Below are 13136 nucleotides of genomic sequence, written 5' to 3' on the forward strand. Positions count from 1 at the left end.
ATATTTTCCGGGCATTTTTAGTTTAAAACTTTTCTGCAGATGCTTTTTTCCAAAAGTATAACCACTTTGCGGGAACTGTGCCTTCATGTACAAGACAGCCCTTTTCAAGCTCCGGGTACGTTTCAAGAAACGTTTCAATTTTTGTCCTGTCTACCCTCATGCTTACCACACTCCTGTCCACTTCGTCAGGATGTTTTATTCCGGCAGATGCCATAAGTTCCATTGCGCTTTTTACAGTTTCGTGCTGAAAACGGAAAACGCGTACGCTTTTTTCTGCAGGAACAAGCCCCTTAACGAGTTTTGGGTCTTGAGTGGCAACTCCGGTAGGGCATGTGTTAGTGTGGCATTCAAGGGCCTGTATGCAGCCCAGGGCGAACATCATACCACGTGCCGAGTTACATAAATCTGCTCCGGTTGCCAAAGTTTTAATTATATCAAATCCTGTTACGATTTTTCCGCTACAAATAATTTTTATTTGATGCCTTATGCCAAAGCCAACAAGTGAGTCATGTACAAAGGCAAGCGCATCGCGTAAAGGCATACCTACGTGGTCTGAATATTCCTGTGGCGCGGCACCTGTACCGCCTTCGGCACCATCTACAGTAATAAAGTCAAAATAGGTTTTGGTTTCTACCATCGCCTTGCAGATTGACATAAATTCCGATTTGTTTCCAATACAAATCTTCATGCCTATTGGTTTGCCTTCAGATCCCTGTCTCAAAACTTTAATAAATTCCATTAATTCCAATGGAGTAGTAAATGCCGAGTGGTATGGTGGTGATATAATATCATGCCCTTTGCCTACAATACGTATATTGGCAATTTCATCGGTTACCTTTTCTTTCGGAAGTATACCCCCGTGGCCCGGTTTTGCCCCCTGCGAGAATTTTATCTCGATCATTTTTACTTTGTCCAGCGTAGCCCTTTTAGAATATTCTTCATAAGAGAACCGGCCTTCACTATCGCGGCAGCTAAAATATCCTGTACCAATATTCCATACTACATCACCGCCTTCAAGGTGATAAGGCGATAAACCGCCTTCTCCCGTGTTGTGGTAAAAATCACCTTGCTTTGCGCCTGCATTTAACGCCTGTATGGCATTTTTACTTAATGAGCCATAACTCATAGCGCTAATGTTAAATAGACTGGCCTGGTAAGGCTGTGTACATTGTTCTGATCCAATCCTAACTCTTGGATTATGATCGATGGTTTCAAGAGGCAACGCTCTTATGCTATGGTTTATCCATTGATAGCCCAGTTCGTATAAATCTAACTGGGTACCAAAGGGGGTAGTGTCGGTTTCTTTTTTGCTTCGTTGGTAAACAAGGCTTCTTTCTAGGCGGTTAAAAGGTTTTCCATCAAGGTCTTTCTCTATAAAATACTGGCGTATTTCGGGTCCGATAGATTCCAGTAGATAACGCATCCTGCCCAATAGCGGGAAATTTCTGCGTATCGATTTTTTAGACTGGTACATATCATAGAATCCCATTGCAATTAACGGAAGGAAAATAAGCAGCAACAGGATAGACTTCCAGTTGATGTAGGTAAGCAGCGCAATGATGGATAGCGATGTAATAGTAAAGAGAAGAAAAATTTTTCTCATAACTGTTTAAGTATTATGCTTTCTGAGAGTAAAAGCGGTTAGTTTTTGTTTATTCGTAAAAAGGGCAGGCCTTTCCTAACAAATATAGTAAGTATTTGTAACCTCTATTGCTTGAAACGGTCTAAATAAGATACTAAAAATCCCGAAGCGTTAACTCCGGGATTGGTTATTATGAAGTTGTCTGATTAGAATGTATAGCCTAATCTTAAGTGAATATCTAATGCAACATCAGACTGGTCTCTGTAAATATTATTGTCTGATATATACCATAAATAGCCAACCCCTATGCCGGCTTCATAATTGAAGTTACTTTTGGCGATAGCACGGCGAATGCCCCATTTAGGGATAAAGCTCATTTGGTTAGGGATGTAAAGCTGATCGGGTCCGCCAATTTTGAATAAGTCAGGATAATATTTAACAGCAAGCGTTACAAAGTTTGCACTGTTGTTCTCGATGTGTTTTCCTTTATTGGCACGTTTTTTAAGGTTGTAATACCATCTTGGCTCAATACTTATGCTTGGTGCCAAAAAAGATCCTTTGTCGCTTTCTTCCCAACTGTTCCAGTTAAACGTTTCGTAAAACCAAAGGTCAAGGCCTACTTCGGTACGTAGTGCCCAACGGTCGCTCAGGCGCGATTCATTGCTGGCATAAATGCCAATTGCGCCTGCCTGTACGTTAAATAATGATTTTTCTACCGACGCAGAAGCGGCAGGATCTTCCTGCGCCTTAGCAGCACCAAAGCATAGAAGAGATGCTAAAAGAATGTAGTGTTTTTTGATCATGATGGTTGGTTAAAAAAATCCCGAAGCGTTAACTCCGGGATTAGTAAGTAAAAGTAAGATGAAAAGCAGTTTACTGCTTTATGTCAAGTTTTTTTGCAATAGCCGATGGTATACCGCCTTTGTTAAGAAGGATAGCGGTAGACTTATATTTTACAAAGTTTTTAGTCATATACATATATCCTTTGTAATCGTTAGTTGCACCCCATGAGTTTTTAATGATATAGTATTCTTTACCGTTTTGGTCTTTAGTAAGGCCTACAATGTGCATACCGTGGTCATCCTGTGTGTTGTAGTTGTCAAATGCTTTCTGACGAAGTTCTTCTGTAATTTCAAGTTCTTCTTTAGGACCTGCGAAAAGGCCTTCTTTTTCTTCAGCAGTCATATCAGCTACGTTTTTAGCTGGTATGTAAGCCACACCGTTTTTCCAGCTGAAACCTTTTTCGCTAACATCACCGGCCCATCCTACAGAGTAACCTTTTTTAAGCGCATTATCTATAATGTCTGTAAGCTCATTAAGTTTAACGTTATATACTAAGTCAAGCGACCAGTTGTCCGGAACCATAAGTACAAACTTAGAATAATAAGGGTGATCTGAGAAAGATGATATCTCTACGTAATCGTCTGGGTTGATACCTACAACTTCTTTAGCAAATGTTTGCGGAGTATATTTCTTTCCTTTGTAATCAAATGATTTAGGAACTTCTCCAAGATATGAGTCTATTACAGATGTATATGCTTTAATCCAGTTAGGAGAAAGCTCGCCGTTAGGGTTTTTTACAACAGCTTCAAGAACACCTTGGCCCATAGCCTGCATTTCGCCAAATTTATTGTTGGCAGTACCGTAATTAAGGCCTGTATACACACTTTGCGGTAATGCACCATATTGGCGGTACATGTTAATAACATCGTGTAACGCACCACCATCACCTAAAGTAATAGCACCGTGCATACGTACATAGTTTTTACCTTTTTCTATGTAAGCATTACGTGCAGTATATATCTGAGATATTTCTACCGGCTGCTTGCCCATACGTATCATTTCTGATTCAACGAAAGAGTTTGCAGAATAGCTCCAGCAAGTTCCTGATGATCCCTGGTTTTTAACCGGAGTGTTCTCGATGTTTACAACATCGGTAAATTTAAATGCAGCAGCACTGTTAGCGCTCTGATTGTTTTTTAATGAATTTACAAGATAGTCCTGTGCAAAGCCTCCCTGCATTCCCGCAAATAGCATAGCAGTAGCTATGAACGGTTTAACTGAAAAATTATACATCTTTAACAATAGTTTTTATTAAATTTTTGTGAAGGCTAAAATACAGAAAATTTATAAAATAGCCTCTTTTTTTGAAATTTCTATAAAGTTTCGGTTAACCATTTGAAAAACTCACGTTGCCAAACCAATGCGTTTTGTGGCTTAAGCACCCAGTGGTTTTCTTCCGGGAAAAGCATAAAGCGGCTCTTAATACCTCTTAACTGCGCCGCCTGAAACGCTTCCTGTCCCTGCCCGATCGGTACACGGTAATCTATACCACCCTGGATAACGAAGATAGGTGTGTTCCACTTGTCTACATTGTTAATTGGGTTAAACTGAGTGTATGTTTTTTGTGCCGCAGCATTATTTTTTTCCCAGTAAGCACCGCCACTATCCCAGTTGGTAAAGAAAACTTCTTCGGTTGTGCCATACATGCTTTGCAGGTTAAATACACCACAATGAGAAATTAATGTTTTAAAACGGTTGTTGTGAATTCCCGCAAGATAGAATACAGAATATCCTCCGTAGCTGGCACCAACAGCACCAAGCCTTGCTTTGTCAACATACGATTCCTTTGCTACGTCATCTATAGCAGCAAGATAGTCGTCCATAACCTGGCCGCCCCAGTCTTTACTGATAGCTTCATTCCACTCTACACCATGACCCGGCATACCGCGGCGGTTGGGTGCTACAACAATATAGCCCTGTGCCGCCATAACCTGAAAGTTCCATCTGAAAGAATAGAACTGTGTAAGCGCACTTTGTGGTCCGCCCTGGCAGTAAAGTAGCGCAGGGTATTTCTTTTTAGCATCAAAGTTTGGAGGAAGTACCACCCAAACCAGCATCTTTTTACCATCGGTAGTGGTAACGTAACGCTTTTCGGTTTTGCTCATTGCAATTCCGGCGTATGCCGCATTATTCACTTTAGATAGCTGAGCCCATTTTTTCTTCTTAAGGTCGTAGCTGTAAATTTCAGAAGCGTGGTTCATGTCGGTACGCTCTACAATAACTTTATCACCGCTAAATCCGGTAATACCGTTGATGTCAAAAAAGCCGTCGGTAAGCTGTCTTACGGTAACTGCAATTTTAGTCAACCCAGGGAAGTTTACTTCAAACAACTGTTTTGTTCCATCGGTAGGGGCAAGAAAATAAACTTTCTTTCCGTCCGGGCTCCATGTAAAGCTGTCTACAGTGCCGTCCCATGCAGCGGTAAGGTTAATGTCTGTGCCTTTAAAGCGTACAATAATATCATTTTTATCGGCCTCATAACCATCGCGTTTCATTTGCAGCCATGTAAGGTCGCCTTGTGGCGAATACGCAGGCTGGGTGTCGTAACCCGGGTTGTTTGGGGTAAGGTTTACCGTTTTTTTAGTGTCCAGGTTATATTCGTAAAGGTCGGTATTGGTGCTTGTAGCATACGCAGTACCTGCCTTTTTCTTACTTACGTAAACGATGCTTTTACCATCGGGAGACCATGTGTAATCTTCTTCGCCGCCAAAAGGCTTCTGTGGAGAATCGTATGGTTCGTTAGGCATAATGTCTACAAAGCTCTTTTTGTCGGTGTCGCCTACGGTAGTGTAGCCAACGTGGTTGTGGGTGCCATCGTTCCATGTGTCCCAGTGGCGATAATCCAATCCATCATATACCTGAACATTGCTTTTGTCAAGCTCAGGATAAAAATCTTTACCATGTACTTTGTCTACTTTTACTTCATTAGATGTAAGTGCCCATTTGCCATCGGCAGATACATACTTGTCGGTAAGCAGGTTTTTATATTCGGTAACTTCGGTGGCTGTGCCTCCGTTTACCGGAATAGTATAAAATTTTGAGGCCGATTTATTTTCCTCAATATTTGGTACAGATACTTTATAGACAATGTTTTTGCCATCTTTAGTAATGCCCAGCGCGCTTACGCGACCCAGTTTCCAGAGCTGTTCGGGTGTCATGACTTGTTGTGCCGAAGCGGATAATCCCATGATGCTTACAGTTAGTAGTAGAAATTTTTTCATTGGTAACAGTTTTAACGGGGCTAAAAGTAATGATTTTCTTTGATTTGACCCGATTTAACGAATGTTGATGCGTTTACTGCTTAAGCTGTAAAATAAAAATGCATTTTGTGTTAAATGTTTGTGAATGGTGCAAAATAATATTGTAAAAACCATATGGAAACCCTCATTTCAAAAAATATGAGTATTTTCACGCACTTAAAACCTAACATTAGTGAAGAGCAACAATAAACTTTTTATTGCTATAGTGGCGGGCCTTATCCTGGGTGTAGCCCTGGGCGGCCTTGTGCATTATCAATACACAGAAAGCGTAGAGGGTTTTGCTAAAAACATCAAGCTGCTGGGTACCATATTCATCCGAATGGTACAAATGATCATTGCGCCACTTGTTTTTTCTACCCTTGTGGTAGGAATTGCAAAAATGGGCGACATGAAAATGGTGGGCCGTGTAGGTGGTAAGGCAATGATATGGTTTATTACCGCATCATTAATGTCTTTATTATTGGGTATGGTGCTTGTAAACTGGATAGAACCGGGTAAAAATACAAGTATCTCTATGGCCGATGTTAAGCCGGCCGATGACTTAGTAAGCAATACGCATGCCTTTTCGTTGGAACAGTTTGTAACGCATGTTGTACCCAAAAGCATTTTCGAGGCACTGGCAACAAACGAAATTCTTCAAATTGTTATCTTCTCAATACTGTTTGGTATAGCATTATCATCAATTGGTAAAATTGCAGAACCTATTATAAAAGTGCTGGATACATTGGCGCACGCCATTTTAAAAATGGTTGGTTACATAATGTGGGTAGCACCAATAGGTGTTTTTGGGGCAGTAGCTGGTGCTGTTGCTATTTATGGCTTTGATATATGGAAGCTGTACGCTAACTACCTTGCCGCATTTGCCTTTGGTATACTTTGCCTTTGGATAGTATTGCTGGGTGTGGGTTACCTTATTTTAGGCAACAGGCTGTGGACGCTTCTTAAAAGGCTTGCCAGTCCGCTGCTTATTGCGTTTTCTACAACCAGTAGTGAGGCGGTTTTCCCTAAACTTACAGAAGAATTAGAAAGATTTGGGTGCGATCCTAAAATAGTTTCGTTCACTTTACCGTTAGGGTATTCGTTCAACCTTGATGGCAGCATGATGTACATGACCTTTGCGAGTTTGTTTATCGCCCAGGTGTATGGAATAGATATGCCGCTTGAAAAACAAATTTTAATGCTGCTGGTACTTATGTTGACCAGCAAAGGGATTGCCGGTGTTCCCAGGGCATCTCTTATTGTGGTTGTGGCAACCTGTGCTATGTTTGGCATTCCGCCCGAAGGTATAGCGCTGATTTTGCCAATAGACCATTTTTGTGACATGGCACGTAGTATGACAAACGTGTTGGGCAATGCATTAGCTACAAGTGCTGTAGACAAATGGGAAACAAAAAAGAATTAATTCACACACGATCAATCAAAGACACAAATCATTATGGACAGTTTTCACTGGACGCAGTTAATCAATCCGGAATTTTATATTAATCTCCAGATAGGCGGGGTACCGGTAGGTATCTACGTAGTTTTATTTATAGTTTTTGCCGAAACAGGCCTTTTTGCAGGGTTCTTCCTGCCGGGCGACAGCCTTTTATTTCTTGCAGGTATATACAGTACAGAGCTTATGGCTACACTGTTTACTATAGAAGGCGAATTTTTAAACGTACTGCTGCTATCGGTTCTGGTAGCGCTTGCAGGTATTGTGGGTAATACTTTTGGTTACTGGTTTGGTGCCAGGAGCGGAAGCTACCTTTACACAAAAGAAGACTCTTTCTGGTTCAAGAAAAAATACCTTGTGCAGTCGCATGAGTTTTTTGAAAAACACGGTGGACGCGCAATTATCTTTGCACGTTTCCTGCCTGTTATCCGTACGTTTGCCCCAATTATTGCGGGTATCGTAAAAATGGATAAGAAAAAGTTCATGCTGTTTAACGTTATCAGTTCTTTCCTATGGTCATGTACGCTGATATTTGCAGGGCGTTATTTATACAAGCTTTTCCTTGATAAATTTGAAATTGACCTTAAATCTCACATTGAGATCATCATCATAGGTATTGTACTTATTACAACAGTTCCTTTAGTTATCAATGCGCTTAAAGGTAAAAAGATTACCGAAGAAGAAGCAAAGAATGAAGCGAACGACGGAGACGATTCTAACATCATGCCTCCGGTGTAATGTTCAGCTATTGGGAAATAAAGAACTGGTTTACTAATGTAGACTATACAATTGTTGGTAGTGGCATAGTGGGTCTTCATGCCGCACTGCGCCTTCGCGAACGTTTTCCGAAAAGCAAGATACTTGTTATAGAAAAGGGGCCGCTTCCGCAGGGAGCAAGCACCAAGAATGCCGGGTTTGCCTGTTTTGGAAGCCTGTCTGAAATCAATGATGATTTAAAAACCCATACTGAAGAAGAAGTTTTATCGCTGATACAAAAACGCTGGGCAGGTTTGCAGCTTTTGCGCAAACGCCTTGGCGATACGGTTATCGACTTTAAGCCTTATGGTGGCTATGAACTTTTTCTGAAAGATGATGTTGCGGGTTACGAAGAGTGCCTTCGGCGGATGCCTTTTGTAAACGAAGTGTTGAAACCGCTTTTTAAAACCGATGTGTTTGCAAAAGAGGTAGATCGTTTCGATTTTATGGGTATCCATGAATATTTAATTTTCAATCCGTTTGAAGGGCAGATTGATACCGGGAACATGATGCAGGCATTGTTGAAAGAAGCAGTGTCTAATGATATTCTTATCCTCAACAGCCAGACGGTTACTGCCATTCACGAAAAAATCGGCGGGGTAGATGTAGCGTTGGGCGACTTTAGCTTCTTCACTAAAAAGCTTTTGTTTACTACCAATGGCTTTGCTTCTGCAATTACCAAGGGTGCTGTTAAGCCCGCAAGAGCGCAGGTACTTATTACCGAGCCAATCCCTAACCTTGATATAAAAGGGACTTTTCATATTGATCGCGGGTATTACTACTTCCGCAATATAAACGACCGTATTCTGTTTGGCGGAGCACGTAATCTTGATTTTGAAGGCGAAACAACGACTGAATTCAAGACGACTGAACTCATTCAGAACCAGCTGGAAAAAATGCTGCGTGAAGTCATCCTTCCCAATACCGACTTTACCATTGCCCACCGCTGGAGTGGAATAATGGGTATGGGCAATCACAAGAAACCAATTGTTGAGCAATTGTCAGCGCATACCTATTGTGGCGTTCGCCTGGGTGGAATGGGTGTCGCTATCGGTAGCATAATTGGCGCAGAATTAGCGGAATTGGTTTAATGAATTAATATGCTAAAACCTAATCTCAAAAATATACTTCTCTTTATCTTCGTAAAGCATATTTTGTCCAGCCAACTATTTAAATGGAATATATAATGCCTTAATAGGAGCTATTGTATTATTGCTGTTTTTTTATAAGAGTGTAAGAAGCAAGGCAAAAACATATCCAACTAATTCGTAATTTCGCCAACTGTTAACCAACTGTTGTATGTTTAAAAAAATAGCCCGTTTTCTTTTTAAGGCGCTTTTGTGGTTTATAGCCCTTTCGGTATTCTCTGTAATTGTGTTCCGTTTTGTTCCGGTTCCGTTTACTCCACTTATGATTTCCAGAGCTTTTGAGCATAAAGAGTCAGGCCGCGAAATGACAGCCAGCCATGACTGGGTGCCGATAGAGGAAATCTCGCCAAACCTTCAAAAAGCGGTTATTGCCAGTGAGGACGATCTTTTCCTGACGCACAATGGCTTTAACTTTGATGCCATGTACAAGGCATTCAAAAACAATAACAAAGGTAAAAAGCTTAAGGGCGGAAGTACGATATCGCAGCAAACGGCTAAAAACGTTTTCTTATGGCAGGGGAGAAGCTACCTTCGTAAAGGACTGGAAGCTTATTTTACCGTGTTGATAGAAATGCTTTGGAGTAAAGAGCGTATTATGGAGGTGTATCTTAACAGCATAGAAATGGGCGATGGTGTGTACGGTGCACAGGCTGCTGCTCAATACTGGTATAGTAAAGACGCTAAAGACCTTACCAAATACCAGGCTGCAGGTATTGCAGCTATCCTTCCAAATCCAAGAAGATTCAAAGCCGTTAAGTCTTCCGGTTATACCGAAAGGCGTAAGGGCAGAATTATAAAATTAATGCGTTACGTTAAGCTGGATTACGAACAGTGAAAAAAATCTATGCCATAACCGCATTACTGTTTTTTGTACACTCTTACGGACAGAAACCTGCTGAGATTGGCCTCATAACCGATAACGATTTATATACTTCGCCAATAAACGACCAGTACTATACTGCCGGGATGGAATTTTTTTACCGATACCTTAGCGATCATCAAAGCGAAAAGGTAGCTAAAAAAATATACGATTTCAGGGTAGGTCAGTATATTTATAATCCGCAGTCGGTTCGTGCGGAAGATATCAATGTAAACGACAGGCCTTTCGCCGGATATCTGTTTGGTGAATTCGGTATCAATTACTTTTATACTAATGAAAGTGTTCTTAAGCTAAATGTTCAGGGTGGCGTTGTTGGTCCTGAAGCAGGAGCCGAAGCCGTACAAAAAGGACTGCATAAACTTATAGGATACCCAACTGTTCGTGGATGGCAGTACCAGATAACAACTGCCGTAGCTGCCCAACTAGGTGTTTACTATTCGCATAAAATATTAGGCGGACGTTTTAAAGAAAAAGTCGATTTTCACGTCCTGGGCGAGTTAAATGCCGGAACGATATGGAATAGTGCAAGTATTGGCGGAATGATGCGTATAAGCCTTAAAAGACCGCTTCAGGCGATGTATAATTCCAGCCTTCACAACGCCGTGCTGAATAAAGATAAAGAATCATACAAACAGCATCGCGAACTTTTCCTGTACCTGAATCCAAACGTTCAGTACATGCAGTATGATGCCACTATAGAAGGCAGTCATTTTAACGATACGAGCCCGGTTACTTTCCCGCTGATACCTTTCCGTTTTAATGCAGAAGTCGGCGTAAAATACCGCTATAACAATTGGAATTATTCGTACTCTTTTAACTACCGTGGTAAAGAGCTTTCTAATAATGTTATAACCGGTTTTTATTACGGATCTATACAGGTGTCTTATCTGTTATAGTTTATGTCAAAAGCCCGTTGTGTATTAGAGCATAAAGTTTTTAAGCACTCAGGGTTCTTTTCTTATTACAGCAGAATAGCTTCGAGCATCCCTATGTAACGGCATTCAAAAGGGAATAAAAAAAATCTACTACTGCACCTTTAAAGTGCAATAATAGATTTTTGTTTTATAATAAGCTATTCAGGTTCAAGTTGCCTCTGCGTACTGAACTCTTATTTCTTCACATTCGGAGTAACCCCCATGTTGTATAGTGTAAATGCCTGTACGTCGCTGTATTCGTCGATCATTTGAGCAATAGATTTTCCTGCGCCGTGTCCTGCTTTAACGCCAATACGTATAAGTACAGGGTTATCGCCCTGATGCTTGTCCTGAAGTTCGGCAGCAAATTTAAAGCTGTGTGCAGGTACAACACGGTCGTCATGGTCGCCCGTTAATACCATTGTAGCAGGATATTTAGTGCCTTTTTTTACATTGTGTACAGGAGAGTATCCTTTAAGGTAATTAAACATTTCTGCATTGTCTTCTGCAGTACCGTAGTCGTATGCCCATCCGGCGCCTGCCGTAAATGTATGGTAACGTAACATGTCAAGTACACCCACCGCAGGTAAGGCCACTTTCATAAGGTCAGGACGTTGTGTCATCGTTGCACCAACAAGCAATCCACCATTAGATCCTCCGCTTATAGCAAGGTAATCTGATGACGTAAACTTATTTGCGATCAGGTATTCACCGGCAGCAATAAAGTCGTCAAACACATTTTGTTTTTGCTGTTTTGTTCCTGCATCATGCCATTTTTTGCCGTACTCACCACCACCACGAAGGTTTGCAACGGCATAAATACCGCCATTTTCCATCCATACCGCATTAGAAATGCTAAAGCTTGGCGTAAGGCTGATGTTGAAACCGCCATAACCGTAAAGTATAGTTGGGTTTTTGCCATCCAGCTTAATGCCTTTTTTATGAGTTATGATCATCGGGATCTTCGTTCCGTCTTTTGACGTGTAGAATACCTGTTTCGATTCGTAATCATCACTATTGAAATCTACTTTTGGTCTTTGGTATAGTTCTGATTTACCCGATTTAGCATCGAATGAATAAATGGTTCCCGGCGTCGTATAATTTGTGAAAGAATAATAAAGTACCTTCTCTTCTTTTTTACCTCCAAAACCTCCGGCAGTACCTAGTCCCGGTAATGTCACTGTGCGTACCAGTTTGCCTTTATAATCGTATTGTTTTACAACAGATACCGCATCCTGCATGTATTCTGCAAAGATAAAGCCCGATCCTGTAGAGGCAGAAAGTACATTCTCTGTTTCAGGGATAAGGTCTTTCCAGTTTTTTTGCTGAGGATTGGCTGCATCAACGGTAACCACCTTCATGTTTGGCGCGTTATAGTCGGTAGCAATATACAGTGTGCTGCCATCATTGTCTATGATGTTGCTGTTAGAATCAAAATTATCTACAATCGCAACAAATTTGCTGTCCGGTTTGGTAAGGTCTTTAATGTAAAGCTCACCACCTGAAGTTGAATTTGCAGCCGATACGATCAGGTAACGTAAATCTTCGGTTACACCTCCGCCAACGTAGCGTCTTTTCTGGTCAAGCCCAAAAATTACTTTATCGTCTTTTTGTGGGGTGCCCAGTTTGTGGTAGTACAGTTTGTGTTGGTCTGTCTTTGCAGAAAGCTCGCTGCCTACCGGCTTGTCATAGCTGGAATAATAGAAACCTTCATTGCCATACCACGAAACACCACTGAATTTTACATCAACAATAGGGTCGCCGATAAGTTTTTTTGTTTTGGTGTCCATAATAAACACCTTGCGCCAGTCGCTTCCTCCTTCAGAAATAGAGTAAGCCATCAGGTCGCCTTTTTTCGTAAAGTTGGTTCCGCCTAAAGAAGTTGTTCCGTCTTTAGAAAGCGTGTTGGGGTCAAGAAAAACTTCTTCTTTACCCGCTTTATCTTTTCGGTATAAAACCGATTGGTTTTGCAGTCCGTTGTTTTTAAAGTAATAGGTGTAATCGCCTTCTTTAAAAGGAGCACCTATCTTTTCGTAGTTCCATAGTTTTTCAAGGCGTGCCCTTATAGCAGCGCGAAACGGAATTTTAGATAAGTAGCTATAGGTAACCTCGTTCTCTGCTTTTACCCATGCGGCTGTTTCGTCGCTTCGGTCGTCTTCCAGCCATCGGTATGGGTCGGGTACATTGGTTCCAAAATAAGTATCAACATTGTCTGCCTTGCGGGTAACAGGGTATTTAAGTGAAGTTTTGCTATTGTTGTGCATTTGTGCATTAATGGTAAGGCTGCAGGCTGCAGCCATCAAGGTTAGCGCTGTTTT

General features: G+C 41.3%; 10 protein-coding genes. 5 read left to right on the forward strand and 5 right to left on the reverse strand.

The genetic code is table 11. From position 1 onward, the window contains the following. Positions 1-22: 22 nt before the first annotated feature. The 4 genes from ALW18_11515 to ALW18_11530 all read right to left on the reverse strand — a co-directional run bounded on the left by ALW18_11515 (position 23) and on the right by ALW18_11530 (position 5646). Complete coding sequence (locus tag ALW18_11515; GenBank protein ID AOE53091.1) at positions 23-1603, reverse strand: glutamate synthase; 1581 nt, start codon at positions 1601-1603, stop codon at positions 23-25. 185 nt (positions 1604-1788) lie between these two features. Beyond that, a complete protein-coding gene (locus ALW18_11520; GenBank protein ID AOE53092.1) occupies positions 1789-2385 on the reverse strand; it encodes a hypothetical protein in 597 nt (198 codons plus the stop codon). A gap of 70 nt (positions 2386-2455) precedes the next feature. After that, on the reverse strand, positions 2456-3658 hold the full coding sequence (locus ALW18_11525) for an aminopeptidase (protein AOE53093.1): 1203 nt from the start codon (positions 3656-3658) through the stop codon (positions 2456-2458). A gap of 80 nt (positions 3659-3738) precedes the next feature. After that, positions 3739-5646 (reverse strand): peptidase S9, encoded by a 1908-nt coding sequence (locus tag ALW18_11530; GenBank protein AOE53094.1) that lies wholly within the window; start codon positions 5644-5646, stop codon positions 3739-3741. Between the two features lie 211 nt (positions 5647-5857). Between ALW18_11530 and ALW18_11535 the strand changes: the two genes are divergently transcribed. From ALW18_11535 to ALW18_11555, 5 genes are all read left to right on the forward strand, one after another. Next, positions 5858-7087: a C4-dicarboxylate ABC transporter gene (locus ALW18_11535; protein AOE53095.1), complete on the forward strand. Its 1230-nt coding sequence runs from the start codon at positions 5858-5860 to the stop codon at positions 7085-7087. Between the two features lie 33 nt (positions 7088-7120). Continuing rightward, positions 7121-7858: an alkaline phosphatase gene (locus tag ALW18_11540; GenBank protein AOE53096.1), complete on the forward strand. Its 738-nt coding sequence runs from the start codon at positions 7121-7123 to the stop codon at positions 7856-7858. Next, positions 7858-8967 (forward strand): FAD-dependent oxidoreductase, encoded by a 1110-nt coding sequence (locus ALW18_11545; protein AOE53097.1) that lies wholly within the window; start codon positions 7858-7860, stop codon positions 8965-8967. The genes ALW18_11540 and ALW18_11545 overlap by 1 nt, the downstream gene beginning before the upstream one ends. Before the next feature lie 190 nt (positions 8968-9157). Beyond that, positions 9158-9859 carry a peptidoglycan transglycosylase gene (locus tag ALW18_11550; protein ID AOE53098.1) on the forward strand — a complete coding sequence of 234 codons (702 nt, stop codon included), beginning with the start codon at positions 9158-9160 and terminating at the stop codon, positions 9857-9859. Further along, positions 9856-10800 (forward strand): hypothetical protein, encoded by a 945-nt coding sequence (locus tag ALW18_11555; GenBank protein AOE53099.1) that lies wholly within the window; start codon positions 9856-9858, stop codon positions 10798-10800. Before ALW18_11550 ends, ALW18_11555 begins: the two co-directional genes overlap by 4 nt. 212 nt (positions 10801-11012) lie before the next feature. On the opposite strand, the gene ALW18_11560 is transcribed toward ALW18_11555, so the two are convergent. Then, the gene (locus ALW18_11560) at positions 11013-13118 is read right to left on the reverse strand and encodes a prolyl endopeptidase (GenBank protein ID AOE54392.1); all 2106 of its coding nucleotides are present in this window, start codon (positions 13116-13118) and stop codon (positions 11013-11015) included. Positions 13119-13136 lie beyond the last annotated feature (18 nt).

This window comes from Flavobacterium psychrophilum (genome assembly GCA_001708385.1).
Lineage (GTDB): Bacteria > Bacteroidota > Bacteroidia > Flavobacteriales > Flavobacteriaceae > Flavobacterium > Flavobacterium psychrophilum_A.

What these genes read in the sequence shown, in the direction of transcription:
- ALW18_11515 (AOE53091.1), bottom strand. Translation starts at nt 1,603, where the DNA reads ATGAGAAAAATTTTTCTTCTCTTTACTATTACATCGCTATCCATCATT.
- ALW18_11520 (AOE53092.1), bottom strand. Translation starts at nt 2,385, where the DNA reads ATGATCAAAAAACACTACATTCTTTTAGCATCTCTTCTATGCTTTGGT.
- ALW18_11525 (AOE53093.1), bottom strand. Translation starts at nt 3,658, where the DNA reads ATGTATAATTTTTCAGTTAAACCGTTCATAGCTACTGCTATGCTATTT.
- ALW18_11530 (AOE53094.1), bottom strand. Translation starts at nt 5,646, where the DNA reads ATGAAAAAATTTCTACTACTAACTGTAAGCATCATGGGATTATCCGCT.
- ALW18_11540 (AOE53096.1), top strand. Translation starts at nt 7,121, where the DNA reads ATGGACAGTTTTCACTGGACGCAGTTAATCAATCCGGAATTTTATATT.
- ALW18_11545 (AOE53097.1), top strand. Translation starts at nt 7,858, where the DNA reads ATGTTCAGCTATTGGGAAATAAAGAACTGGTTTACTAATGTAGACTAT.
- ALW18_11560 (AOE54392.1), bottom strand. Translation starts at nt 13,118, where the DNA reads ATGGCTGCAGCCTGCAGCCTTACCATTAATGCACAAATGCACAACAAT.